25 protein-coding genes and 2 pseudogenes are annotated in these 23503 nt (G+C 72.8%); 12 read left to right on the top strand and 15 right to left on the bottom strand.

Going from position 1 to position 23503, the window contains the following annotated elements; genetic code table 11:
• Window positions 1–19 precede the first annotated feature (19 nt).
• The 3 genes and pseudogenes from FRZ03_RS09400 to FRZ03_RS09395 form a co-directional block, all read right to left on the bottom strand.
• A complete protein-coding gene (locus tag FRZ03_RS09400) occupies window positions 20–850 on the bottom strand; it encodes an aldo/keto reductase (RefSeq protein ID WP_146464717.1) in 831 nt (276 codons plus the stop codon).
• A 377-nt stretch (window positions 851–1227) separates the two neighbouring features.
• Window positions 1228–1331 (bottom strand): annotated as a pseudogene (locus FRZ03_RS38955).
• A gap of 109 nt (window positions 1332–1440) precedes the next feature.
• Window positions 1441–2262 carry an SDR family NAD(P)-dependent oxidoreductase gene (locus FRZ03_RS09395; RefSeq protein ID WP_146464716.1) on the bottom strand — a complete coding sequence of 274 codons (822 nt, stop codon included), beginning with the start codon at window positions 2260–2262 and terminating at the stop codon, window positions 1441–1443.
• A 117-nt stretch (window positions 2263–2379) separates the two neighbouring features.
• Here FRZ03_RS09395 and FRZ03_RS09390 point away from each other — a divergent pair, with 117 nt between their 5' ends.
• Both FRZ03_RS09390 and FRZ03_RS38950 read left to right on the top strand, forming a co-directional pair.
• On the top strand, window positions 2380–2979 hold the full coding sequence (locus tag FRZ03_RS09390) for a TetR/AcrR family transcriptional regulator (protein ID WP_146464715.1): 600 nt from the start codon (window positions 2380–2382) through the stop codon (window positions 2977–2979).
• Window positions 2980–3133: 154 nt separating this feature from the next.
• A pseudogene (locus FRZ03_RS38950) lies at window positions 3134–3229 on the top strand.
• A 137-nt stretch (window positions 3230–3366) separates the two neighbouring features.
• On the opposite strand, the gene FRZ03_RS09385 reads toward FRZ03_RS38950, so the two are convergent.
• Complete coding sequence (locus FRZ03_RS09385) at window positions 3367–3915, bottom strand: TetR/AcrR family transcriptional regulator (RefSeq protein ID WP_261398780.1); 549 nt, start codon at window positions 3913–3915, stop codon at window positions 3367–3369.
• A gap of 173 nt (window positions 3916–4088) precedes the next feature.
• Here FRZ03_RS09385 and FRZ03_RS09380 point away from each other — a divergent pair, with 173 nt between their 5' ends.
• On the top strand, window positions 4089–5102 hold the full coding sequence (locus tag FRZ03_RS09380; protein ID WP_146464713.1) for a zinc-binding dehydrogenase: 1014 nt from the start codon (window positions 4089–4091) through the stop codon (window positions 5100–5102).
• 201 nt (window positions 5103–5303) lie between these two features.
• On the opposite strand, the gene FRZ03_RS09375 is transcribed toward FRZ03_RS09380, so the two are convergent.
• Window positions 5304–6317: a DUF4073 domain-containing protein gene (locus FRZ03_RS09375; RefSeq protein ID WP_146464712.1), complete on the bottom strand. Its 1014-nt coding sequence runs from the start codon at window positions 6315–6317 to the stop codon at window positions 5304–5306.
• Between the two features lie 320 nt (window positions 6318–6637).
• Between FRZ03_RS09375 and FRZ03_RS09370 the strand changes: the two genes are divergently transcribed.
• Both FRZ03_RS09370 and FRZ03_RS09365 read left to right on the top strand, forming a co-directional pair.
• Window positions 6638–7984 (top strand): COG1361 family protein, encoded by a 1347-nt coding sequence (locus FRZ03_RS09370; protein ID WP_146464711.1) that lies wholly within the window; start codon window positions 6638–6640, stop codon window positions 7982–7984.
• Window positions 7985–8073: 89 nt separating this feature from the next.
• Complete coding sequence (locus FRZ03_RS09365; protein WP_146464710.1) at window positions 8074–8682, top strand: DinB family protein; 609 nt, start codon at window positions 8074–8076, stop codon at window positions 8680–8682.
• 44 nt (window positions 8683–8726) lie between these two features.
• On the opposite strand, the gene FRZ03_RS09360 is transcribed toward FRZ03_RS09365, so the two are convergent.
• Window positions 8727–9929, bottom strand: coding sequence for a PP2C family protein-serine/threonine phosphatase (locus FRZ03_RS09360; RefSeq protein ID WP_146464735.1), 1203 nt, complete (start codon window positions 9927–9929; stop codon window positions 8727–8729).
• A 143-nt stretch (window positions 9930–10072) separates the two neighbouring features.
• On the opposite strand from FRZ03_RS09360, the gene FRZ03_RS09355 reads away from it, so the two are divergent.
• From FRZ03_RS09355 to FRZ03_RS09335, 5 genes are all read left to right on the top strand, one after another.
• A complete protein-coding gene (locus FRZ03_RS09355) occupies window positions 10073–10870 on the top strand; it encodes an alpha/beta hydrolase (RefSeq protein ID WP_146464709.1) in 798 nt (265 codons plus the stop codon).
• On the top strand, window positions 10867–11229 hold the full coding sequence (locus FRZ03_RS09350) for a nuclear transport factor 2 family protein (RefSeq protein WP_186785320.1): 363 nt from the start codon (window positions 10867–10869) through the stop codon (window positions 11227–11229). Before FRZ03_RS09355 ends, FRZ03_RS09350 begins: the two co-directional genes overlap by 4 nt.
• 439 nt (window positions 11230–11668) lie before the next feature.
• Complete coding sequence (locus FRZ03_RS39725) at window positions 11669–11944, top strand: hypothetical protein (protein WP_222443353.1); 276 nt, start codon at window positions 11669–11671, stop codon at window positions 11942–11944.
• Window positions 11945–12067: 123 nt separating this feature from the next.
• A complete protein-coding gene (locus tag FRZ03_RS09340) occupies window positions 12068–12784 on the top strand; it encodes a YqjF family protein (protein WP_146464706.1) in 717 nt (238 codons plus the stop codon).
• A gap of 124 nt (window positions 12785–12908) precedes the next feature.
• Window positions 12909–13550, top strand: a complete 642-nt coding sequence (locus FRZ03_RS09335; protein WP_261398778.1) for a hypothetical protein — start codon at window positions 12909–12911, stop codon at window positions 13548–13550.
• Window positions 13551–13653: 103 nt separating this feature from the next.
• Here FRZ03_RS09335 and FRZ03_RS09330 read toward each other — a convergent pair whose 3' ends face one another.
• The gene (locus FRZ03_RS09330) at window positions 13654–14160 is read right to left on the bottom strand and encodes an SRPBCC family protein (protein ID WP_261398777.1); all 507 of its coding nucleotides are present in this window, start codon (window positions 14158–14160) and stop codon (window positions 13654–13656) included.
• Between the two features lie 140 nt (window positions 14161–14300).
• Window positions 14301–14903, bottom strand: coding sequence for a TetR/AcrR family transcriptional regulator (locus FRZ03_RS09325; protein WP_146464704.1), 603 nt, complete (start codon window positions 14901–14903; stop codon window positions 14301–14303).
• 118 nt (window positions 14904–15021) lie between these two features.
• On the opposite strand from FRZ03_RS09325, the gene FRZ03_RS09320 reads away from it, so the two are divergent.
• On the top strand, window positions 15022–16149 hold the full coding sequence (locus FRZ03_RS09320) for an ABC transporter permease (protein ID WP_146464703.1): 1128 nt from the start codon (window positions 15022–15024) through the stop codon (window positions 16147–16149).
• Window positions 16146–16820 carry an ABC transporter ATP-binding protein gene (locus FRZ03_RS09315; RefSeq protein ID WP_146464702.1) on the top strand — a complete coding sequence of 225 codons (675 nt, stop codon included), beginning with the start codon at window positions 16146–16148 and terminating at the stop codon, window positions 16818–16820. The genes FRZ03_RS09320 and FRZ03_RS09315 overlap by 4 nt, the downstream gene beginning before the upstream one ends.
• 81 nt (window positions 16821–16901) lie before the next feature.
• On the opposite strand, the gene FRZ03_RS09310 is transcribed toward FRZ03_RS09315, so the two are convergent.
• The 7 genes from FRZ03_RS09310 to ggt form a co-directional block, all read right to left on the bottom strand.
• Entirely contained in the window at window positions 16902–17258 is a 357-nt protein-coding gene (locus tag FRZ03_RS09310) for a MerR family transcriptional regulator (protein ID WP_146464701.1), read from the bottom strand.
• A gap of 23 nt (window positions 17259–17281) precedes the next feature.
• The gene (locus FRZ03_RS09305) at window positions 17282–18232 is read right to left on the bottom strand and encodes an aldo/keto reductase (protein WP_146464700.1); all 951 of its coding nucleotides are present in this window, start codon (window positions 18230–18232) and stop codon (window positions 17282–17284) included.
• A gap of 369 nt (window positions 18233–18601) precedes the next feature.
• Window positions 18602–19342 carry a class I SAM-dependent DNA methyltransferase gene (locus FRZ03_RS09300; protein WP_146464699.1) on the bottom strand — a complete coding sequence of 247 codons (741 nt, stop codon included), beginning with the start codon at window positions 19340–19342 and terminating at the stop codon, window positions 18602–18604.
• 287 nt (window positions 19343–19629) lie between these two features.
• Window positions 19630–20082 carry an SRPBCC family protein gene (locus FRZ03_RS09295; protein ID WP_146464698.1) on the bottom strand — a complete coding sequence of 151 codons (453 nt, stop codon included), beginning with the start codon at window positions 20080–20082 and terminating at the stop codon, window positions 19630–19632.
• Between the two features lie 124 nt (window positions 20083–20206).
• Complete coding sequence (locus FRZ03_RS09290; RefSeq protein ID WP_146464697.1) at window positions 20207–20908, bottom strand: class I SAM-dependent methyltransferase; 702 nt, start codon at window positions 20906–20908, stop codon at window positions 20207–20209.
• Window positions 20909–20955: 47 nt separating this feature from the next.
• Window positions 20956–21549: a DUF4291 domain-containing protein gene (locus tag FRZ03_RS09285; protein WP_146464696.1), complete on the bottom strand. Its 594-nt coding sequence runs from the start codon at window positions 21547–21549 to the stop codon at window positions 20956–20958.
• A gap of 200 nt (window positions 21550–21749) precedes the next feature.
• Window positions 21750–23474: a gamma-glutamyltransferase gene (gene ggt, locus FRZ03_RS09280; protein WP_146464733.1), complete on the bottom strand. Its 1725-nt coding sequence runs from the start codon at window positions 23472–23474 to the stop codon at window positions 21750–21752.
• Window positions 23475–23503: the final 29 nt, after the last annotated feature.

Below are 23503 nucleotides of genomic sequence, written 5' to 3'. Positions count from 1 at the left end.
GCGGTGGGGGAGCGCCGGCTCAGTCGAGCTCGTCGGGGTGGGGGCCGGTGCGCAGGTCACGGTCGAGCGCGGCGATCGCCGTCATCTCCTGCGCCGACAGCTCGAAGCCGAAGACGTCGAGGTTCTCCCGGATGCGCGCCGGGGTGATCGACTTCGGGATCACGATGTTGCCCAGTTGGAGGTGCCAGCGGATGACGACCTGGGCGGGCGACTTCTCGTGCCGGGCGGCGACGGCGGCGATCGCCGGGTCGCCGAGCACCGCGCCCTGGGCGAGCGGGCTCCACGCCTCCGTGGCGATCCGGTGCTTGGCGTGGAAGGCGCGCAGGTCGGCCTGCTGGAGGCCGGGGTGCAGCTCGATCTGGTTGACGGCCGGGGTCAGTGTCGCACCGTCCAGCAGGCGCTCGAGGTGGCCGGGCTGGAAGTTGGAGACGCCGGCGGCGCGGATGCGCCCCTCCTCGGCCAGGCGCTCCAGGGCCCGCCAGGAGTCCCGGTAGAGGTCGCGGGCGGGGGCCGGCCAGTGGATCAGATAAAGGTCGACGTAGTCGAGGCCGAGCTTGGCGAGGCTGGCGTCGAAGGCGCGCAGGGTGGCGTCGTAGCCCTGGTCGGCGTTCCACACCTTGGTGGTGACGAACAGCTCTTCGCGGGGGAGCGCGGCGGTGGCGAGGGCGCGGCCGACGCCGGTCTCGTTCCCGTAGATCGCGGCGGTGTCGATGCTGCGGTAACCGACCTCCAGCGCGGAGGTCACCGCGGCGGTGGTCTGCTCGTCGGGCACCTGGAAGACGCCGAAGCCGAGCTGGGGGATCTCGACGCCGTTGTTGAGGGTGACGGTGGGGATGGGGGAGGAGGCCATGGTGTGCGGATGCTCCTTGAGGTGGTGCGGGCCCTGTGGGCGGAGGTGCGATGCGTCGGGGTGCCGGTGGGACCGGGGTCCCTGACGCACACCATGACAATAGTTGTAGGCGCGCTATATATGCAAACGCGGATAGCCTGCCTCCTCGGGGTTCCGGCGTCGGGGAATGGGGGATGCCGCTCCGGGAGTGATGGGTGAGGGGTGAGGGCGATGAGCGGTGCCGGTCGCCGGCGACCCTTCGAGGCGGGTCAGGTGGCTCAAGGTGGGGGAGCCCTCGGGCTCGCGCTCGCGACGACGGCGCCCCGGACGGCGGTCGGCCGGCCGGGGCGCCCGGAATCTCGCCGCGCTCCTCCTGGGAGGCCGCGGATCGTGTCGCGTGGCGGAGAGGGCAGGATTCGAACCTGCGTGGACCCCTTGGGAAGGGATCCGACCATGAGGCGTGGCTCGTTGGTCCCCGATCAGCCGCTCCGGGCACCTCTCCTCGTTCCCGGCCCCCGCTGCCGCCGGGTGCCGTTCACGTGCACAAGACTGGCGGGGACCGCTGACGACACCCTGACGGATGACTGACCCCCGTCAGGGTCGGCGCCCGGTCAGCCGGGGGCGATGCGGCTGAGCTGCTCCCAGGACCGGTACAGATCCTCCCGGGCCCGGCCCATCGCCAGGACGTGATCGAAGGACTGGCTGCCGACCACCAGTCGCCGGGGCGGGTCCGGCAGCGCGGCCAGCTCCATGACGACCGGGGCGGCGGTTTCCGGCTCCGGGCCGACCGCGTCGCCCCACATCGCCGCCATCTCCGTACGCAGGGACCGGTACTGCGCCAAGGGTTCGGTGGTCGTGGTGCCCACGGTGAACAGGCCGGTGTGGTAGCCGCCCATCTGCACGTTGGTGACCTTGATGCCGAACCCCTCGACCTCCATCGCGAGGGCCTCGCCGAAGGCGTCCAGCGCGGCCTTGCCCGCGCAGTAGAAGCCGACGGTGGCCATACCGCCGCCGCTGCCCATCGACGTGACCTGGAGGAGTCGTCCCCCGCCCTGGGCGCGCAAGTGGGGAAGGACCGCCTGGGCCACCCACACGGCGCCGAAGAAGTTCACGTCCAGATGCGCCCGGATCTGCTCCTCCGTGGCCTCCTCCACCATGCCGTAGAGCATCCCGCCGGCGTTGTTGACGACGACGTCCAGCCTGCCGAACGCGGCCGCCGCCCGCTCCACCCCCGCGAACACGCCCCGGCGGTCGGCGACGTCCAGCGAGAGCGGGACCAGGCGGCCGGGGTGCTCCTCGGTCAGCTCCTTCAGGGGGCCGACGTCGCGGGCGGCAGCCACCACTCGGTCGCCGGCCGCCAGGGCGGCCTCGGTGAACGCTCTTCCCAGGCCGCGGGACGCGCCGGTGATGAACCAGACTCGCGATTCCGTCACGATTTCTCACCCTCTGTAAATGAAACGGGTCGTCTCGTTTCGATTGGAGCCTAGGGCATGGCCAGGTGATCCATCAATACGGACCGTCTCGTTTCCTGCCGTGGGTAGGCTGGGCCCATGTCCAACGAGAAGGGGCCGGACCACTCCCGGCGCAGGGAACGGTCGCGGCAGGCGATCCTCGCGGCGACCCGGGCCCTGGTCGCGGAGGAGGCGTACGAGAAGGTCACCGTGGAGGCCATCGCCGCTCGGGCCGGTGTCGGCAAGCAGACGATCTATCGGCGGTGGCCGTCGAAGAGCGCGGTCGTCTTCGCCGCCGTGCTGGCGCTGAGCGAGGGCGCGGACGGACAGTCGGTCGCGTTGCCGGACACGGGCGACCTCGAGGCCGATCTCAAGCTCGTCATGCGCGCCACGGCGGAGGAGTTCGCCGACCCGGCTTTCGACCGGCTCATCCGTGCCCTCACCACCGAGATCGCCAACGACGCCGCGCTCGCGGCCGAGTACCGCGAGAGACTGGCCCAGCCGCTGCAGGAGGCGAAGAAGGCGCGCCTGCGCAGCGCCCAGGAAGCGGGCCAGCTCGATCCCGGCGCCGACCTCGACCTGGTCCTCGAAGTGCTCTACGCTCCCCTCTTCCAGCGGTGGCTGCACCGCGGCGCTCCGCTGACCGCCGCCTACGCCGACTCGCTCGTCGACGCGACGCTCAGGGCCTTCGCCCCCTGAACACACCGCTCTCGGGCCCCCGTCGGCGTCCGCGTATCCTCGGTGACCGCGACGTGGCGCTCGCCCCGGGCTTCGCCGTGTCAGTCCCGTGTCAGGGGCCCGTGTCACTCTCTTTCACGTGAACGACCTCGGACACCACCGGGGCCGGGAGCGAGGAGAGGTGCCCGGAGCGGCTGATCGGGGACCGACGAGCCACGCCTCGAGGTCGGACCCCCAGGGGTCCACGCAGGTTCGAATCCTGCCCTCTCCGCATCGTGTCGCACGGCCGGGTGGCCCGCCGACCGAATCGCCCGCCTCTTCGGCAGGGGTGAACGCCCGGTCGGCGCCGGGTGTCCGACGTCGCGGACGGGCGCACGTCCGGCGGCCCTCCTCGGCCGCGAGGCCGGATCAGGGACCGGTCGAGGCCCGCGGGAGTGCGCCGGTGAGCGCGAGGGCGACGAGACGTGCGGCGAAGTCCTCGTCGAGCGGGGCGCCGCTGATGAGGGCGCGCGTGAACAGGGCGCCGCTGATCGCCTCGATGACGAGGCCGGGGTCCGTGTCCGGGGCCAGTTCGCCTCGCTCGACGCCCCGGCGGACCATGACCGCGCCGCGTTCGAGGCGCTCGGTCCAGTAGGGGAGGCGGCGGTCCGGCAGGGAGTCGTCGCGTTCGACGCTCAGCCGGAGCAGCGCCTCACCCTGCGCCGTCGCGAGCAACCGCGCCAGCGTGCCGAAGTAAGCGGTGAGATCGTCGTGGACGTGCCCGGTGTCCGGTACCGGCAGCGCCGCGTCCAGCTGCTCGGTCAGCGCTTCCAGGATCAGGTTCTCCCGGGTGCCCCACCGCCGGTAGACGGAGGTCTCGTGGACGCCCGCGGCGCGGGCGACGGCACCGACGGTGGTCCCCCCGAGCCCGTGCTCCGTCAGGACGTCCACGGTGGCGGCGAGGACGGCGGAGCGCATACGGGCCCCTCGGCGGCGCAAGGGCGGTGCGTTCTGGTCGGAGGAAGCCATGCCCAACCCTAACGCAAGGCTACTTGCTTTACCCCCGAGGCGAGCGTACGTTTCATCGCAAGGTGACTTGCGTTAAGGGGCTCGCGGCCCCCGGGTCGCCGCCGCGTCAAGGAGGCCATGTCATGGAGCAGATGCTCGCCGCCCGGCTGCACATCCCCAGCCGCACCCTGCGGATCGAGGAGGTGGCGAAGCCGGTGCCGGGGCCCGGCCAGGTCCTGGTGAAGGTGGAGGCCGCGGGCGTCTGCCTGTCGGACGTCCACCTGATCGACGGGACCCTCACACCGCTGCTGCTGCGCGGCGACACGGTCACCCTGGGCCACGAGGTCTCCGGCACCGTCGCGGCGACCGGGCCGGGCGTCACCCGCTGGACCCCGGGCCGGCGGGTCGTGCTGTACGCGGGCGAGGTCCGCGACGGCGTCACGTACACCCGAGGCGTGGACTACGACGGCGGCTGGGCCGAGTACGCGCTCTCCGCCGAGGACGCCCTCACCGAACTGCCCGACGCCATCCCCTTCGACCAGGGCGCCATCATCCCGGACGCGGTCTCCACACCGTGGGGCGCGATCACCGTCACGGGCGCCGTGAAGCCCGCCGAGGCCGTCGGGGTCTGGGGCGTCGGCGGACTCGGCGTGCACGCCGTCCAGTTGCTCCGCGCCGTCGGCGCGTGCCCCGTCATCGCGATCGACCCCAACCCCACCGCCCGCGAGCGCGCCCTCGCCCGGGGCGCGGACCTGGCGCTCGACTCCGCCGACCCGGCGCTGCGCGAGCGGATCGGCGCGGCGACCGGCGGGGCCGGTCTCGCCGCCGCCTTCGACTTCGCCGGCGTACCGGCGGTGCGCGAGCAGGCGCTGAAGGTGCTCGCGCCCAAGGGCCGGCTGGTGCTCGTGGGCCTGACCGACAAGCCGCTGACCGTCGCCGACGGCACCCGCTTCAGCTACCTCCAGCAGCAGATCCTCGGCCACTACGGCTCCGACATGCCGGTCGCGCTGCCGCAGCTGCTGTCCCTGATCCAGGGCGGCCGGCTGGACTTCTCCGGGTCCATCAGCGGTGAACTCCCGCTCGCGCGGGCCGCCGAGGCGGTGGAGCGGCTGGAGAACAAGACCGGCGACCCGATCCGGTTGATCCTGCGCCCCTGACCGCGTCCCGCCCCGGCCCGCCGGCCCGCCGGGGCCCGCCGGGGCCGCAGGCACGGCGCGCCGCCGATCCTCCAGTCCCGCCGCCCCCGGATTCCGTTGTTCGGCCCATTCGACGAACCACCGGTCCACTGCCGCGTGCGTGGACCCCTGGCCCCCTTCGGGCAACACCGTCGGCCCGTGCGGTGCTGCCCGGCGCCGGGGTCAGATCCGTGTGGCCAGCGGTACGGTGACCTGCTTCATCCAGCGCCCGCCCGCGAAGTCCCGGGCCTTGACGACGACCCGGTCGCGGTACACGTCCACCTGGAGACCCTGGTTGAAGCGGCCGGGCACGGTGACCTCCCCGCCCTGGCCGTTGTCGGCGTAACCGGTCTGCACCGCGCCCGTGTTGATCACGGAGAAACCGTCGAGGTTCGCCGTGCCCGGCACCACCCGGCGCACGTACCAGTCGGACAGTGTCAGGTCCCAGTGGGTGTGGCCGCTGAACAGGAACACGTCGCGGTGGCGCCCGAGGAGGCCCAGCAGGCGGTCGGGCTGAAGGTAGTCACTCCGGTAGATCTTGCTGCGGGTCCCGGAGACGGTGTCGGGCAGCGGGTGATGGGTGATCACCATGACCGGCTTGCGGCGGCGCGCCCAGTACCGGAGCCGGTCTTCGAGCCACGCGAACTGGGCCTCGCTGATCCACACTTCGTCCCACAGCGAGCTGTCGTGGTACTTCATGTAGCGCTCGGTGCCGAGGGTGAGGACCGGGATCCCGCCGAACGTGGTCTCGGCGTAGATCCTCGACCGCTCGGCGAACCGGTGGAAGCTGCGGAAGAGGGAGTCCTCGGTGGTGCCGTTGGGCCAGGTGGCCTCGGCAAGGGTGTCCGGGTCGGCCCACTTGGGGACGTAGAACTCGTGGTTGCCGATGGCCCAGGCGATCTTTTGGGGCTTCGGCCCCTGGTCCAGCACCTTCCGCACCTCGGCGTACTCGAAGTCGTAGCCGCGCGGCGTGATGTCCCCGGCCACGGCCAGCCCCGAGGAGCGGGGGTTGGTGGCTTCGATGTCCTGGAGCGCGTCGGCGAAGTCGCCGAGGTCGCCCTGGATGTCGCTGATGACGTTGAACGTGGTGACCAGTCCGCGATCGCCGGCGCCCGGCGCGGCCTCGGCGGGCACCTGGGCGAGCGCTCCGAGCGTCAGGGCTCCGGCGGTCGCGCCGAGCAGGGTTCTGCGTTCCATGGTCTTTCCTTCCGGATGGCGCACGAAGCCGCGCGGGTACCGGCTCCGTGCGTTGGGCTAGACCCGTTATCGATATGCGACCGAACGGACATGCCGGTGAACGCCGTTCGACATTTCGCTCGGGATCGCCGACGGCCGTGCGGGCCACCGGCACCCCGGCGTCTCGGAGCCGGACGACGTGATCCCGCGCGCGCACGCCGCCAACCGGAGATCATCGACGTGCCGGCGGCCTACAACCATTCGTCCGCCCAGGTCGTCCAACTCGCGGCCCGGCCCTGATCATCGGACCGGGTCGTTCCGCGACCCCTTGGAGAGATGTCATGAGTTCTGTCTCCGTCCTGCGCGCGTTGCGCCGCGGGGCCTGCGCCGCAGCCGTGGGGGCGCTGGCCGTCGCCGGTCTCGGGACGGGCCTGGCCCACGCCGACGAGGCGCAGACCGACCAGTTGTGGATACAGGCGCCGTACGAGCAGGCGGTCACCGTGGCTCCGGCCGACGGCTCGGCGCCGTACCGCTCGTTGGCGCTCGGCCTTTACCACGACAACGACAACTTCACCGTGACCGACGGCCGGTTGACCGTCGACGTCTCCGGGCTCGCCCAGATCGCCGAGGTCGCCTGGCCCGCCAACTGCACGCCGGACGACGCCGGTTCTGTCGCCGTGTGCGACACCGGGGACGTACCGACCCGCTACGCACCGCAGGTCCAGCTGAGGATACGGGCCGCCGCCGGCGCCGCCGCGGGCGCGCAGGGGGCGATCGAGTACTCCGCGGAGGCCACCGGCGGACCCGACGGCACACTCGTCGCCCCGGACTACTCGGCCGAGACCTTCGTGACCGTCGGCTCCGGCCCGGACCTCGGTGTGAGCGCCCCGCAGGACGCCGACGGGGTCCAGCCCGGTACGAGCCTCACCGTGCCGTTCGCCGTCACCAACACCGGCAACGAGACCGCCCACGGCTTCAGCGTGAAGATGTGGGCGACGTACGGCCTCGACGTCGTCACCCGCTACCCGCAGTGCACCTACACCGGCCCGGACGACGACGGCACCTACCCGGCCATGACGTACGTGACCTGCTCCTTCGACACCGAGGTCGCGCCCGGCGCCACCGTGGACCTGTCGGCGCCGCTGCGGCTCGCCGTCACCGGGCACGCGCTGTACGAGCGGTTCGACTACGAGGTCGAGCCCGGCGCCGGCGCCGGCGACCTCGACGGCTCGGACAACGGCCGCTCCCTGCACGTCAACGCGGACAACACCGCCGACTTCGCCGTGCACGGCACCGAGGTGAGCGGCGCGGCCGGCGACACCGTCACCGCCGCCTTCCGCTTCGAGAACCGGGGCCCGGCCTGGGTCGGCAACGTCAGCTCCGGCGACCCGGTCGCCGTGCTCGACTTCCACCTCCCGCAGGGCACCACCGCCACATCCGTGCCCGACACCTGCCGCAACGCCTGGAAGTCCGGCGACGACCCGGCCATCGGCCACTACGCCTGCACGCTGCCGGTCTCCGCCAAGCCGGACTTGCGGGTCGACTTCCCGTTCCGGCTGCGCATCGACCGGGTCGTCCCCGACGCCACGGGCCGCGTCGTCGCCCGGCCCGACTACGGCACGTCCTTCGCCTTCGACCCGGACACCAGGAACAACTCCGCCGAAGTGGTCGTGAACCCGTCCGCCTGACACGTCCGCCCGCCCGGGCCCGGTGCCGGAATCCCGGCACCGGGCCGAAAACGCCCCGAAGACGACGACGGAGACGGCAGAGTGACCCCATGACCACCTCGACAGACGCCAGGGCCGACCTTCACCGCTATCTGCAAACCGCCCGAGAGGCGTTGCTGTGGAAACTCGAAGGACTCTCGGAGTACGACATCCGCCGCCCGCTGACGCCGACCGGCACCAACCTGCTGGGCCTGGTGAAGCATGTCGCCGGTGTGGAACTGGGCTACCTCGGCGCCACGTTCGGGCGGCCCTCCGAGGAGCCGCTGCCCTGGCTCGGGGACGACGCCGAGACCAACGCGGACATGTGGGCCACCCCCGACGAGTCCCGCGAGTCCATCGTCGGCCTCTACCGCCGCGCATGGGCCCACGCGGACGCCACACTGGAGGCGCTGCCCCTGGACACGATCGGCACGGTGCCCTGGTGGCCGAGCGGCCGGAACGAGATGACACTGCACCACGCCGTCGTCCGCGTGCTCACCGAGACGCACCGCCACGCCGGGCACGCCGACATCGTCCGCGAACTCATCGACGGGGGCGTGGGCGTGCGCAAGGACGGGGACAGCATGGCGCCCGGCGACTCGGCCTGGTGGGAGACCTACCGCAACCGCGTGGAACAGGCGGCCCGGGAAGCCGACGGCGACAGAGCCGCGCAGAGCTGAGAGACGGCGGCCCAGGGCAGCGGCGCGGGTGCCGGTGCCCCGGGTCAGGCGTCGGCGCCGGAGCTCGCGTGGCGTCCTGCGGCCTGGGGGCCGTGCCAGTCCAGGCACAGCACCGTGGCGTCGTCCTGGAGGTGGTCGTCGCAGGCCTCGGCGACCTTGGTGGTCAGGGCACGCACGACCTCGCGGGGGTGTTCGGCGGTGGTGTCCCGGATCAGTCCGGGCAATTCGACGGAGCGCGCCTGGCGTTCCTGCATGCCGTCGGTGAAGAGCACGAGACGGTCGCCGGGGCGCAGGTCCAGGTCCTGCACCCGGTAGGGGCCCTGCAAGGGGACCCCGAAGGGCAGGTCGACGTCCAGGCGGACGTCGCGGACCCTGCCGTCGCGCAGCCGCAGCGGCCAGAGATGGCCCGCGTTGACGAGCTGGGCGCCGCTGCCGTCGAGCGCGATACGCAGCAGCTGGCCGGTGGTGAAGGCGCCGCGGCCGTGGTCGACGAGGGCCCGGTGGATCTGGTGGGCCTGTTCGGCGAGGTCGTACCCGGCGCGACGGGCGCCTCGGGAGGCGTTCACCGCGAGCGTGGCCGTCAGGGAGGCGTCGACGTCGTGCCCCATCGCGTCGGTGACGGACAGGTGGAGAGTGTCCTGGTCGAGGGCGTAGTCGTAGCTGTCGCCGGCGATGCTGTCGGCGGGGACGAGCGCGCAGGCCAGCGCGAACTCGGCAGCCTCGCACGAGGGCGCGGAGGGCAGCAGCTGGCGCTGGATCTCGGCGGCCAGGCTGACCTTGGTGGTGCGCTGGCCCCAGTGGTAGAGATCGGTGAAGCGACGATCGGTGACGATGAGATAGGCCAGCGCGTGCGCGGCTTCCTCGATCTGGTCCGGTACGCCCCGCGGAGTCTCGGGCAGGAAAAGCTCCAGGAACCCGATGGCGTCGCCGCGGTTCGTGACCGGCGCGATCAGCCGCTGGCCGTGCTCCCCCTCCGACATGCGCAGCAGCTTCTGGGAGCGCAGCACCTGGTCGTAGACACTGCCGGGCAGATCGATCTGGTCGGCACGCCGCCCCTGCCGGGCGGAGGCTTCCTCACTGACCCGCACCACCTTGCGCCCCATGACGTCCACGAGCAGGAATGAGACAGAGTACGCGCCACACCGGTCACGCAGATTGCGCGCCACGACATCGAGCGAGGAGACCGGCGCGGCGTCCTCCGCCGCCGCCAGGACCTCGGCCAGCCCGAACCGGTCACCCGCCACCATGGCCTCCCTGGTTTGCACATCTCCTTCCCGCCGCGAGCACGCACATCACGGCCGCGTAGGAGGAATCCGGCACCCGGCAGCATCGGCCGAGCGGACCCCGCTGGTAGCGTGAGCCGTTCGCATGTGACCGGTCAGGGGGAACGGTGGCCACGGAAGTCGTCGTCACGGCGGGGCTGCGGTACGGGCCCAGCGGCAAGCTCATGGACGTCTACCGGCCCGTGGCCGCACCGGGCCCCGCACCCGTGGTGCTGCTCTGGCACGGCCGGGGCCCCGACGAGCGGGACGTGCTCGCGCCGCTCGCCCGCGCCGCCGCCGAACTCGGTGTCGTCGTCCTGGTGCCGGACTGGCGCCCCGACGCGCCGGACGGCGGGCGTACGCACCTGAGGGAGTCGGCCGCCTTCGTGCGGCAGCGCGTGGCCGGCCTCGGCGGAGACCCCGGCCGGGTCGCGCTCGCCGGCTGGTCGCTGGGCGGCAAGGCCGCGGTGGGCGTCGCACTGAACCCTACGGCGTTCGGCGACTTCAGACCTCGAGCCGTCGTGGGAATCGCCGGCGCCTACGCATCGGCGGCTCCCACCACCGGAACGGTCCCGCTGGACGACCTCCGCCGGCACGGCCGCCCGCTGCCGCCGATCCCGGTGTGGCTGGTGCACGGCACCGCCGATCCGGTGGTGGACGTGGCGCGTTCCCGCGAGCTGCACATGGCGCTCGGGGAGCAGGGCCGGCCGGTCTCCCTCGCCGAGGTCCCGACCGATCACGCAGGCGTCGTCATGGCCGAGTACGTCCCCGCACACGACCGCTGTCTGCCCAGCACCGCCGCCCACGCCGTGGCGGCGGGCGCGCTGACCGCCGATGTACTGGCCCGCGCGGCGACCGACGGCGGGCGGCCCGGCGGCCGATCATGGCCGGCCGAACCCACTCGACGGGAGAACCGATGCCGATGAACGAGGACGAACGGGCCGTGCGGGCGGCCGTCGACGGGGAGATGCGGCTTCTCGATCCGCGGGTGCGCGCCGTCCCGGATCTGGTCCTGGAGCTGCTCGACCCGGAGTTCACCGAGATCGGGGCCTCCGGGCGCCGCTGGGACGCGCGGTCGGTCCTCACCGTGACGAGCGACGGCTCGGTGTCCCCGCAGGCGCCGGTCGAGGTCAGCGACATGTCGGGGACCGTCCTCGCACCGGGCGTCGTCCACCTCACGTACTTCGCCGACCACCAGGGGCGCCGGGCATGGCGAAGCTCGCTGTGGCGGCTGACGGAGTCGGGCTGGCGGCTGTACTTCCACCAGGGCACACTGACCGGCTGAGACACGGCCGGACCGCGCACGCTCGCGACGCCGTGCGCGACAAGCGGGGGGAAACACGAAGAGGGTTCTCGTGTCCGCTCCGACCGGAGCCGCGCTCGTCCCGATGGCCGCGTGCACGAGCCCCGGCGGGTCACCACGAGCCGGGGCACACCCGCCGTCGGCACCGGCGACCACGTAGCGCGCCGCCCCGCCGCGGGCCACGGCGGCCGGCCGCGAGGACGTGAGCGCCGCGGCACGGAGCCACCTGCCGGCACGGCTGCCGACGAGGAACCGTCCCGGCCGGGCGCCGATGTCCACCGCCGCCGTCGACCGGGGCTCCGCGCTGTTCGTCCGGGAGACCGGCGACAGGCGGTTCTGCTTCGGCTCCGCCGCGGCGGCCGGCGCCGTCGTGACGAGCAGTGCCTCGTCCCCCGCCAGCACCGCCTACTCCTCTCGTCCCATGGCTCTCCCCCTCGTCGTCACCTCGCTCACCGGCCGGCACGAAGTGCTCGGTGCGGACCGCGCGACCGTCGTGCGGGTGACCTGCGACGGCAGACCCCTCACCCTCCGCCGGCTCGCTCCCCTCCTGGACGGCAGGCGCTCGGTCCACGCCTTCGACCTGCCCGCCCGGACCGGCGAGCGCGTCACCGTGACCGTCAGGCGCGCACACGCCACGGCCACGGAACACCTGAAGCTGCTCCGGGAGCGGAACAAGGACCACCCGTCATGCGGCTGACCGGGTACGACCACGACGGTCGGCGCCGAGCGCCCGGCGCCCGCCCCGGCGCCCGCCGCGCGCGTGCCGTGGAGCGGTGCGCCCGCCCGGTTTCGCCGGGTGGCTCCGGGGGAGTCGGGGTCCGTGGCGTCCTACGGAGCGGAGCAGCGCGTACGCCTGCCGGCGTTGCGCGCCGAGTGGCTGACGCAGACGTTCGTGCACTGGTCCTACCCCTCGGAGCAGGTGCAGCGCCTGCTGCCGGACGGGCTGACCGTGGACACCCTCGACGGGCGGGCCTGGGTGAGCCTGACGCCGTTCGTGATGGCCGGCGTGCGGATACCGGGGTCCCCGGTGGCCGTGCCGCCCTTCGCGGAGACCAACCTGCGCACCTACGCGCGCGGCCGGGACGGCCGGGACGGCCTGTGGTTCCTGTCCCTCGAAGTGGCGTCCCCGGTCATGCTGGCCGCCCGCGCGATCGGCGCGCCGTACCACCTCGGACACCTGGGGCTGTCGCGCGACGGTGACGCTCTGACCTATGCCGGCGCCCGGGGTCGCGGCGGGCCGTCGTACCGTCTCACCGTGCGGCCCGGCGAGCCGCTCCGGCAGACCCGCCGGGACGTGTGGCTGACCTCGCGCTGGCGGGCCTTCACGCGCGGGTGCGGCGTGCTCTGGGAGACGCCGGTCGAGCACGAGCCCTGGCCGCTGCGGGCGGCCCGCGTCGAGGGCCTCGACGAGACGCTGACCCGGGCGGTCGGACTGCCCCCGTCCGCCGGGGAGCCACTGGTGCATTTCTCGGACGGGGTGCACGGGGTGCGCTTCGCTCCCTCGCGGCCGGTGCCGCGGCGGCAGGGGAGACGATGATGGGAGCCGCGCGGTGGCCTGATGCCGTGCGCCTTGCGGCGGGTCCGCGGGCGGCGGCTACGCCGACGGGCCGGTCGCGGGCACGGCGACCGCACGGCCGGTTCGCTCCCCGGGGCGCGGGCGGATGACGCGGGGCTCCGGTGGGGGCACGCGGGCCCGGCGACCGGTCCGGATGCGCTTCGACGGCTGGATCGCCGGCCTCGGAACGACGTCCGGGACCCGGCTGGTGCTGGGCCACTGGCCGCGCTCACCCTTCGGGCCGTTCAGCGATGTGATGCTCGAACGGCCCGACGGGCACCGCCTGCTGCTGGCCCCGACCCGGCGGACGGCGGAGTTCATCGCGGGTACGTACGCCTTCGACGAGGTGCGGATCGAACCCGTACGGGTCCGCGTCACCGGCGACGTCTGGACCGTCACCGCCGGAGCGCTGCTCTCGCTGCGGTTCACGGTCGGCCGGCGCGGCCCGGCCGGGCTGCTGCTGCGGGCGGTACCCCGAGCACTGTCCGCCAGCCCCCGCTGGACGGTGGTGACGGACCCACCGGCCCGCTTGCTGCTGGGCGTGCGCACCCGGGGCACGGCCGGCGGCGGGCGCCATGAGTGGTACGGCGCCCATGATCTGCACCGGATCACCGGGATGACCGCCGTCCTGCGGGGGCGGAGCCTCGGCGCCCTCACGGCGGTGCGCCCACCGGTCCGGTTCGGTTTCGGCTCCACGCCCCGCAGGCCCGGCCTGGTAAGGGTGACGACGACGGTGAGCAGCCCCTGACCACCGGGCGAACAGGGAACGCACGAGCGAAGCGGTGTGCTCAGCGGCTCAACTGCCGCCTTCGGCGAGCACCTTGATGCAGCGAAGCGCCGTTATCAGCGGCTCAACTGCCGTCCTCCGCGAGCACCTTGATGCCCTGAAGGGTTGCCTCCATCCCGGCGCGCAGTTCCTTCGACCGGAAGGCGAGGATCTCCTCCTCACGGTCGGGCCAGCGTTCCAGCGCCAGCGTGATCCCGCTGCGGCCGGGCCCGATCAGGGCCGACTGCCGCAGCAGTGTGCCACCGTTCTCGGCCTCGAGCTCCCAGCGCCAGGTCGCCATGGGCCGTGCCGGGTCCGGCGCCGGCTCCCCGTAGCGGCCGTCCGCGTCCGTGACGGCCCAGGCGAACACCCTTGGCTCGTCCAGCTCGACGACATGGGAGACGGTCCGCCATTCGCCGAGCCGCTCGTGACGGTTGTACCCCTCGAAGCGCGCACCCACCACGGGACGGTCCGCCCCGTCGAGCCAGGCGACGCGCTGAAGCTCCGGGCTGAACCGGGCGGGCAGACCGATGTCGGTCACCAGCCCCCAGACCCGCCGCACGTCCGCCCGCACATGAACCTCACCGCGCACGCCCGGGCCATCGGCACATCGCATGTCGTCCCCCTCGATATCGGTCCCTGATCATCACGGCCTTGATCACTTTGGCAGCAAGGCCGTGGGGGAGTCGAGCGATCACGGAAAAATCGTCGAGTTCGCGCCGGGTCACGTGTTCACCGGGACGACGGCTGCGCCGTGAGACCACCGAGGGCCGCGACGGCCAGACGCACCGCCTTGTCCGCCACCGCGTCGTAGTCGTCGCCCGCCTCCAGAGCCGTGGTCGCGGCGTTGACGAACCCTTGCAGCAGCCGCGCCGTCCGCAGCGGGGCGTCGTCGCCGAGGTCCCGCAGGGCGTTCACGAGCGGGTCGAGCAGCGCGCGGTGTGCCGCGTCCGCGCCCTCGCGCAGGGCAGCGGCGTCCCGCGCGTCGGCGTCGGCGCGGGCGATGCGGTGCTCGCCGTCGCGGACCATCTCCAGCTGCGCGGTGACGTAGGCGGCCACCCGATCCCGGGGTGAGTCACCGGCGGCGGCGAGTGCGGCGTGAATGCGCTCGGTCCAGTGCGGCGCGGCCTCCCGGACCACCTCGGTCAGCAGCTGCCTGCGGTCGGAGAAGTACTTGTAGACGCTGTTGCGGGCCAGGCCGGTGCGGCGGGCGACCGCCGCGAACGTCACCTTGGAGGCGTCGCCCTCGGCGAGCAGTTCCCGTGCCGCTTCGAGCAGCGCGGCCCGCTGCCGGGCGCGGTGGTCGGCGACCGACGCGGCGTGGATCTTGGGCACGCGGCCAGTCTAGGACCCCGCATGAGCACCCGAGTCCGGTGCGGACCCCCACTTGGGGACGCCGCGTCCCCATCCCTTACCTTAGGGACGCCCTGTCCCTATCCTTGGAAGGAACACCGTGTTCCTCGCCCTGCTGGAACTCAAGGCGGCCCGCGGCCGCTTCCTGCTGATGGGCAGCGTCGTCGTTCTCGTCGCCGCGCTCGTCGGTATCGTCTCCGGGTTCACCACCGGCCTCGGAGACGACACCGTCTCCGCCTTGCGCGCGCTGCCCGCCACCCACATCGCCTTCGCCGCCGGCTCGGACTCCGACCAGTTCGCCCGTGGTCTGATCGACGAGCGGACCGTCGACGGCTGGCGGCGGGAAGCGGGCGTCACGGCCACCCCGCTCGGCGTCGCCCTCACCCGCGGCACCACCGACCGGCACGTCGAGGTGGACCTCGCCGCGTTCGGTGTGGAACCCGGGGCCTTCACCGATCCCGGCGCCGACGAGGGCAAGCCCCTCGCCGCGAACGCACCGCAGGGCATCGTGGTCTCCCGTCAACTCGTCGGCGACGGCGTCCGCATCGGCGACACCCTCGCCGTCGACCGGCTCGGCATCCGGCTGAAGGTCGTCGGCACCACCGGCCGTTCCTCCTACGGGCACGTCCCCGCCGCCTACGTCACCGCCGACGCCTGGCGCCGCATCCGCTTCACCACACCCGGCACCGACACGCGCCCCGACGATCTCCCGCGCCAGTACAGCGCGATGGCCCTCAAGCTCCCCGCGGGCTTCGACGGCAAGACGCTCGCCGGCGCGGACCGCCGTCACCACACGGCCACCGTCCCGCTCCGCGACGCGTTCGCCGCGGCCCCCGGCTACAAGGGCGAGCGCCTGACGATGACCTCCATCCAGACCTTCCTCTTCCTCATCGCACCACTGGTCGTCGGCGCCTTCTTCGCCGTGTGGACGGTGCAGCGCACTCCGGAACTCGCCCTGCTGCGCGCCATGGGCGCCTCCCGCCGCCGCCTCCTCGGCCACACCCTCGCGCAGGCCGCCGTGGTCGTCCTCGCCGGAACGGCCGTCGGAGCCGCGCTCGCCTCCGCCGTCGGCCTGTTCGTCGGTGAGCAGGTGCCCTTCAGCCTCCCCGCCGCCACCCTCGCCACCACCATGGCCGCCGTGGCCCTGGTCGGACTCGCCGGCTCCGCCTTCACCCTGCGCCGCGTCACCACCGTCGACCCGATGATCATGCTGGGAGCCGCACGATGACCCTCCGCCTCCACGACATCACCGTCACCCTCGGCCGCGGGGACTCCCGCACCACCGCCCTGCGGGCCCTCACCGCCACCTTCCGGCCGGGCGTCCTCACCGCCCTCGTCGGCCCCTCCGGCTCCGGCAAGTCCACCCTGCTCGCCGTCGCGGGCGCCCTGCTCCGCCCCGACGAGGGACAGGTCCTGCTCGGCGACACCGACCTGGCCGCCCTCACCGACCGCGAACGCGCCCGTGCCCGCCGCACCCGCATCGGCTACATGTTCCAGAGCGGCAACCTGATCACCGGCCTCACCGCCGAGGAACAACTGCTCGCCGCCGCCTCCCTCGCCGACCGCACACCCCGCGCCGTACGGGCCCGGGCCCGCGACCTGCTCGCCGACGTCGGACTCGCGCACCGGCTCCGCCACCGCCCCGACCAGCTCTCCGGCGGCGAACGCCAACGCGTCGCCCTGGCCCGCGCCCTGCTCACCGAGCCCGAACTCCTCCTCGTCGACGAGCCGACAGCCGCCGTCGACCGAACCCGCGCCGACGACCTGACCGCCCTCGTCGCCCGCACCACCCACCAGCACGGCTGCGTCACCGTCGTCGCCACCCATGACCCGGTGGTCGTCGGGGCGGCCGACAGCACGATCGACATGCGGGACCACACGGCCGCGCCCACGGCCTGAGCCCCCGGCCGACTCGCCGGCACCCCGCCGGCGCCCGGGGACGGAGCGTCGGCGGGGCCGCGAAAGACAGCTGGAACCGCTCTAGGAGTCCGCGCCGTAGTAGGCGATCTTCTCGTCGAGCACCTCCATCGCCCGGCGAAGTGCCGCCACCCGGTGCTCCAGTGCGGCGCGTCGCTCGGCAAGGAAGGCGACCCGGTCCTGCGGGGAGTGCTCGGCGCGCAGGATGGCGACGAATCCCCGCAGGTCCGCGATGCCGAGGCCCGCCTCGCGGAAGCACGTGACCAGGCCAATCCAGAAGATGTCGTCCTCGGTGTACTCCCTGCGCCCGCCCGCGGAACGCCGGATCGGTCCGATGAGCCCCTCGCGTTCGTAGTAGCGCAGGGTGTCGAGGGAGACGCCGGTGCGGTCGGCGGCGGCCGCGGGCGAGTGGGTCGTCATACGGTCTTTCGGGTGGACGGTCACTACCGCGCTCCGGCGAAGCGCGCCAGGTGCTCGTCGTCGAGCCGTACCCGGCACGCGGCGAGCGCCTCCTCGATCTGCTCCGGCCGGCTCGCGCCGACGATGGGGTCGATCCCCTGCCGCATCAGCCAGGCGAGGACGACCTGGTTCCGCGTGACGGAGAGTTCGCCTGCGATGTCGCCCAGGACGGCGAGCACCCGTTCGGTCCCCGGGTGCTCATAGGTGCGCGGAAGCGGCTTGTCCGGGCGAACGTAAGAGCCCCACATCAGCGAGCTGTACGACCAGACGGCGAGCCCCTCCGACCGGGCCAGGTCCAGGTCCTCGGCGGTCAGCATGCGGTGGCCTGCCTCCGCGACGGGGGTGAGCGGGCGCGGCTGCACGAGCGAGTGGCGCAGTTGCAGGGCGGTCCACGGTGCCACGCGCAGCTCCCGCGCGAGCGACCGGGCTCGCTCGACGCGCCAGGCGGCATGGTTCGCCGCCCCGACCCGCAGGGCCACTCCCTTCGCGACCAGTTCACCGAAGGCACCGACCGTCTCCTCCAGCGGCACCGCGCGGTCCTCGGCGTGGGCCCAGAGCAGATCGACGTGATCGACTCCCAGCCGGAGCAGGCTCTCCTCGACCCCGGCGTGGACGGCGCCGGCGGACAGCCCTTCGGCGCTGTCCGGCCAGGAGTGCGCGACGCGCGGGTTCTGCCGGACCTTCGTCGCGATCCGTACGACGTCGCGCGCCCCTGGCCGGGCCCGGAGCCAGGCACCGATGACCTCCTCGCTCGCGCCGCCGATGCCACGGGGGTCGGTCCAGAAGGAGTAGCAGTTCGCGGTGTCGAGCCAGACGCCGCCGCCGTCGACGAAGGCGTCGAGGATCGCGAAGGCCCGGTCGCGGTCCAGACGGGTACCGAAGTCCATCGTTCCGAGGACGACTTGGGGCCGAGCGGTGTGCTGAGTGGTGTTCATGCGCCCATGCTCGGGTCTGGAGCGCGCTCCAGGTCAAGAGAGGGCGGGGGAGACGGCTACGGGGCCCGGTGCGGTCGGCCGCGAAGCCTCCGCCGACGCGGGTGCGGGCCCGGGGAACCAGTGCTCCGGGCCCGCCCGGTACCGGCGTGATGCGGGCCCAGTCGGCCTCGCACACCGGCTGGAGCGGAGTTCGGCGAGACCGTGCGTGGTCCGCACCGAGGCCCGCGGTGCGGGCGTCGCCGCCGCAGCTCCCCGCCCGGGCGCAGCCCCCTTGAGGGACAGCCGTGGTCCGACGTCGAGCGGCTGCCCGCACGAGGCACCGGGGCACGGCGGCTGAACTCGACGGCCTGATGGCCGCCGGCGCCGGTCTCAGGCCGGCTTGCGCCACACGGAGATGTGCTTACCGGACTCCTGGGTGAACGGCGTCCCGTCCCAGTCCGCGACGCGACGCTCCAGCCGGAGCCCGGCGATCCGCGCCATCAGGTCGAGCTCCGCCGGCCAGGCGTACCGGTGCCTGGAGCTGTCACGGCGGTAGCGGCCGTCGTCGCCGTCGCGGGTGAAGTGGTGCGAGACGAGGATCTGCTGGACCAGGTCGAAGGTGTCGAAGCCGAGGTGCCGTTCGGAGACGTCGAACGGCACCGCGACCTGCCCGGGCGGCAGGAACCGCAGCGGCGGAACGCCGAGTTCGATGACGAACCGGCCGCCGGGCGCCAGGTGGCGTGCCGCGTTGCGGAAGCACTCGACCTGCTCGTCCTGGGTGAGCAGGTTCGTGATCGTGTTGTAGACGAGATAGACCAGGGCGAACTCGCCGGGCACGACGGTCGTGGCCATGTCCCCGACGACGACCGGGAGCACGTCCTCGCCGACCTTGCGCCGCAGGACCGCCGCCATGTGCTCGGACAGCTCGATCCCCACGACCGGCACGCCGCGCTCCCGGAGCGGCACGCCCACCCGCCCCGTCCCGATGGCGAACTCAAGTGCCCGGCCGCCTTCGGCGAGCCCGGCGAGGAAATCGAGGGTCGGCCCGAGAACGGCGGCCGAGGACATCTCGGTCTCCTCGGCGTCGTAACGGTCGGCGGTCGCACGGCTCCACAGCTCACTGCTCGTCACGGGTGGCCACTTTGCCGGTCGCCGACGGGCGTTGTCGACACAATTTGCTACACCGGCCAGGATCACGCGAAGGAGGCCGAACGGCCGCAACACGTCGGCACCCCACCGTGAGGAGAAACGCGCGGCGAACACCGGCTGCCGGGCTCGCCGGGCGGGGCCTGCACCGGCGGCGGTGGTGGCCACCGGGGTGCGGCCCGCCCGGCGTCGAAGAACCCGTCTCGTGCGTGACACGGTGTCCGGGGCGGCGCCGGACGCGGACGCGTCGGTGTGCGCCCGGGTCCGTACGGTCAGACCGCCCCGCGCCAGGCGCCGGTCTCCGTGCCGCCGCGGGACTCCATGAACTCCTTGAACCGCTTCAGGTCCCCGCTGACCTGACGCTTGACGAAGCCGAGCTTGTCCCCGACGGTCTCGGTCAGGCCCTCGGGGGTGTAGCCGAGTTGCAGCATGACCTTGGTGGTGTTGTCGTCCAGGCGGTGGAACGTGACGACGCCCGCCTGCTTCGCCTCGCCGTCGATGGAAGTCCAGGCGACGCGCTCGTCCGGGATCTGCTCGGTGATCTCCGCGTCGAATTCGCGCTCGACCCCGTCGATCTTCGTCTTCCAGTGGGTGAGGGTGTCGGTGCGCTGCTCGATGCGCTCGACGCCGCCCATGAAGCGGGGAAACTCCTCGAACTGCGTCCACTGGTTGTAGGCGGCGCGGACGGGGACGTTGACCTCGATGGACTCTTCGACCTGAGACATGCGCGCTCCTCGCTTCCTGTGTACGGATGGACAGGGAGCGGGTTCCAACGTCGGGGCGGTTCATGCCTGGTCCGTTGCCCGCGGCCGGCCGGCGCCGTGGGCGCGGCCGCTTCCCGGCTCCCGGTCAGAACGCGTGGAAGTCCTGGAAAGAAGGCTCGAACGGCGGGTCGGGCAGCCGGTACGCCGTGCACCGGGCCCCCGGTTCGCCCCCCGGTCCGACGCCGACCGGCGCGCCGGGGAAGGCGCCGGGGATCACCGTCCATCCCGTGTTCCGCTCGTAGTACCGCACGGCCGTGTGCACGGACGGCCACCAGTCGTCGTCGATGACGACCAGGCCCCCGGGACGGACGATCTTCCGCAGGAAGTACAGGTCGACGAAGACTTCGTGGAACCGGTGGCTGCCGTCCACGAACGCCGCGTCGGCGACGAAGCCCTCGCCGAGGAGCCGGGGGAGCGCGATCGACGACGGGGTGGGCAGGAGCCTGGCGATCGAGTCCAGCCCCGCGGAACACAGCAGTTCCCAGCCGACGTCGGCGTACTCCCGCTCCTGGAACGGGTCGATGACGACGTGCCGGGGCGACGGCGCGTCGACGGTCAGCAGGGCCTCACCGATGGCCAGTGCGGAACCGGCGTACGCGAGACCGATCTCCACGACCTTCTCGGCCCGCTCGGAGATCAGCAGGTCACGTAGTTGGTCGCCGTGGTGTTCGGGCACCGAGACCGTCTCGAAGTCCCTCTCGTGGTCGCGCACCCGCGGGGGCCCCTCCCGTACGAGCCGCCGTCGCACCTCGCGCACCCGCGCCACACGTTCGTCCGCGTTCGTCATGCCGCCCATTCCTCGCGCCCGGAGGCCGTTGCGACCGGCGGTCCGGCTCACCGGCTCAGGTGATCCAGGGTTCCCTGCTTCATAAGGTACGGGCGTTCACGGGGCAGGAGTCGCCGTGCCGTGTCCAGATCCCCGGCCCGTACCCGCGCGTGGATCGTGTGGGCGAGCGGGGTGACGTCGGTGATCGAGGTGATCCACTCGTCCGCGTACAGACGTGCCGCCTCCCCGGCGAGGCCGAGCTGGAGGGACCGGTGCGCAAGCGGCTTCAGGTGCAGGTCTCGTTCGGGGTCCCATTGCACCCGAGCCGGAGCCCGCATCAACTGGCGCTTCCACGCGGCCTGATCGGAGTGGAGCCCCCGCTCGTAGTGGGACAGACAGGCGTTCTCCAGCGCCCACTCGAAGCCTTCGCGGGAGATCTCGACGGCGAGGACGGTCTCCTGACCCTCTTTCGCACCCCACCCGCAGCGGTACATCATCCACAGGAACGACGGCTTGATCCACGTCATCCGGTCCCTCTTCCACGCCGGCGGGAACCGGCCCTCCTGCGCTGCCCGGCGGCCGATCGCGGGCGTGTACGCCTGGTAGACGGTGACGGTGGAGTCGGTGTACGAGGCCCGAATCTGGTGTTCTGGTTCCGGCATGGGAACAGGGTGGTCGTACCACCCTGTTCGGCGCCATCGAATTACCCTGACGCAGGGGAACACCGGGACGGCCGCGGACGGGGAACGGGCCGGCGTGGCCCAGGCACCGTGTGGGTGCCGGGCTCCCGGGCCCCGGTGCACGACCACGACGCCGTCGTGCACCGGAGCGAGGAGCCCGGACACCGGCGCCCGGTGCCGCCTCAGGACGTGCGGTGGACGACCATCGCCGATCCGCCGCCGCGCCGCTTCGGCTCGGCGACCGCCGTGACCTTGCCGTGGGACCCGAACTCCAGCGCGGCGACCGCGCCGATCTCGGGCGACGGGGTGAAGGCCGGCGGGGCCAGGACGAAGCGCTCGCCGAGGGCTTCGAGCGCGGGGCGCTCCGGCGAGTCGAGGAACGCGGGCTCGGCCTCCGTCGTGGCGCCGTTGCGCTGCGAGACGCGCGGGGCGGCGACCGCTTCCGGCAGGGTCATGCCGAGGTCGAGGCGGTTGACGAGGGTCTGGAGAACGGTGGTGATGATGGTGGCGCCGCCCGGCGAGCCCACGGCGAGCACGGGCTTGCCGCCGCGCGTCACGATCGTCGGCGACATGCTGCTGCGCGGCCGCTTGCCGGGGCCCGGCAGGTTCGGGTCGGGCACATCCGCCTGCAGGGGCGTGAAGTCGAAGTCCGTCAGCTCGTTGTTGAGCAGGAAGCCCCGGCCGGGAACCGTGATCGCCGAGCCGCCGGTCTGCTCGATCGTCAGGGTGTAGGAGACGACGTTGCCCCAGCGGTCGGAGGCGACCAGATGGGTCGTCGACCGGCCCTCGTAGGGTTCGGGGGCGCCGGTGCCCGGTGCGGTGCAGCCCGTGGGGTGGCGTGGGTCGCCCGGGGTGACGGGGCTGGTCAGCGACGAGGTGGGCCGGATCAGGCAGGCACGGTCCTTGGCGTACTCCTTCGCCAGCAGTTCCTGGGTCGGTACGTCGGAGAACGCCGGGTCGCCCACCCAGCGGTTGCGGTCCGCGAACGCGATCCGGCTGGCCTCCAGGTAGTCGTGCAGAGCCTGCACCTTGTCGGCCGGCGACAGATGGAGGTTCTCCAGGATGTTCAGCGCCTCACCGACCGTGGTGCCGCCGGAGGAGGACGGCGCCATGGAGTACACGTCCAGGCCGTGGTACGTCGTACGGGTCGGGGCCCGCATGATCACCCGGTAGGCGGCGAGGTCCGCGCGTTCCATGAGTCCGCGGCGCACCGTGCGCGTGGAGCCCGTGGCCACCGGCGGGTTCTGGACGGTGCGCACCACGTCGCGCCCGATGTCACCGAAGTACATCGCGTCCATGCCGGTGCGGGCCAGTTCCCGGTACGTGCGGGCCAGATCGGGGTTGCGGAAGAGGCTGCCGACGACCGGCAGCCGGCCGTCCGGCAGGAACAGCTCGGCGGTCGGGGCGAAGTCGCGGAAGCGCTTCTCGTTCATTTCGGTCTGGGCGCGGAACTGCTCGTTGACGACGAATCCCTCGTCCGCGATCCGGATCGCCGGCCGCATCGCCTCCGCGAGCGAGAGCGTGCCCCAGGCGTCCAGCGCCTTCCGCCAGGTCGCCGGGGTGCCGGGAACGCCCACGGACAGACCGGAGTTGACGGCGTCGTCGAACGGGATCGCCTTGCCGGTGGTGGGATCGGTGAACGAGTCCGACCGCATCCGGGCCGGGCCGGTCTCCCGGCCGTCGATGGTGTGGACCGTCCTGCTGCGGGCGTCGTAGTAGACGAAGTAGCCGCCGCCGCCGACTCCGCACGAGTAGGGCTCGACGACTCCGAGCGCGGCGGCGGTGGCGACCGCTGCGTCGATCGCGTTGCCGCCGCGGCGCAGAACGTCGATACCGACCTGTGTGGCATAGGGGTTGACGCTGGCGACGGCGCCGCCGTCGCCAGCGTCAACCCCTATGCCACACAGGTCGGTATCGACGTTCTGCGCCGCGGCGG

Origin of the sequence: Streptomyces misionensis (genome assembly GCF_007896895.1) — a bacterium.
In the GTDB taxonomy this organism is placed as follows: domain Bacteria; phylum Actinomycetota; class Actinomycetes; order Streptomycetales; family Streptomycetaceae; genus Streptomyces; species Streptomyces misionensis_A.
This window is presented reverse-complemented; position numbering and strand designations above follow the sequence as displayed.

Bases quoted from the DNA above. Each gene is read 5' to 3' on its own strand.
- FRZ03_RS09400 (WP_146464717.1), bottom strand. From the start codon at position 850: ATGGCCTCCTCCCCCATCCCCACCGTCACCCTCAACAACGGCGTCGAG.
- FRZ03_RS09390 (WP_146464715.1), top strand. From the start codon at position 2,380: ATGTCCAACGAGAAGGGGCCGGACCACTCCCGGCGCAGGGAACGGTCG.
- FRZ03_RS09385 (WP_261398780.1), bottom strand. From the start codon at position 3,915: ATGCGCTCCGCCGTCCTCGCCGCCACCGTGGACGTCCTGACGGAGCAC.
- FRZ03_RS09380 (WP_146464713.1), top strand. From the start codon at position 4,089: ATGGAGCAGATGCTCGCCGCCCGGCTGCACATCCCCAGCCGCACCCTG.
- FRZ03_RS09375 (WP_146464712.1), bottom strand. From the start codon at position 6,317: ATGGAACGCAGAACCCTGCTCGGCGCGACCGCCGGAGCCCTGACGCTC.
- FRZ03_RS09370 (WP_146464711.1), top strand. From the start codon at position 6,638: ATGAGTTCTGTCTCCGTCCTGCGCGCGTTGCGCCGCGGGGCCTGCGCC.
- FRZ03_RS09365 (WP_146464710.1), top strand. From the start codon at position 8,074: ATGACCACCTCGACAGACGCCAGGGCCGACCTTCACCGCTATCTGCAA.
- FRZ03_RS09360 (WP_146464735.1), bottom strand. From the start codon at position 9,929: ATGGTGGCGGGTGACCGGTTCGGGCTGGCCGAGGTCCTGGCGGCGGCG.
- FRZ03_RS09350 (WP_186785320.1), top strand. From the start codon at position 10,867: ATGAACGAGGACGAACGGGCCGTGCGGGCGGCCGTCGACGGGGAGATG.
- FRZ03_RS39725 (WP_222443353.1), top strand. From the start codon at position 11,669: ATGGCTCTCCCCCTCGTCGTCACCTCGCTCACCGGCCGGCACGAAGTG.
- FRZ03_RS09335 (WP_261398778.1), top strand. From the start codon at position 12,909: ATGACGCGGGGCTCCGGTGGGGGCACGCGGGCCCGGCGACCGGTCCGG.
- FRZ03_RS09315 (WP_146464702.1), top strand. From the start codon at position 16,146: ATGACCCTCCGCCTCCACGACATCACCGTCACCCTCGGCCGCGGGGAC.
- FRZ03_RS09310 (WP_146464701.1), bottom strand. From the start codon at position 17,258: ATGACGACCCACTCGCCCGCGGCCGCCGCCGACCGCACCGGCGTCTCC.
- FRZ03_RS09305 (WP_146464700.1), bottom strand. From the start codon at position 18,232: ATGAACACCACTCAGCACACCGCTCGGCCCCAAGTCGTCCTCGGAACG.
- FRZ03_RS09295 (WP_146464698.1), bottom strand. From the start codon at position 20,082: ATGTCTCAGGTCGAAGAGTCCATCGAGGTCAACGTCCCCGTCCGCGCC.
- FRZ03_RS09290 (WP_146464697.1), bottom strand. From the start codon at position 20,908: ATGACGAACGCGGACGAACGTGTGGCGCGGGTGCGCGAGGTGCGACGG.
- FRZ03_RS09285 (WP_146464696.1), bottom strand. From the start codon at position 21,549: ATGCCGGAACCAGAACACCAGATTCGGGCCTCGTACACCGACTCCACC.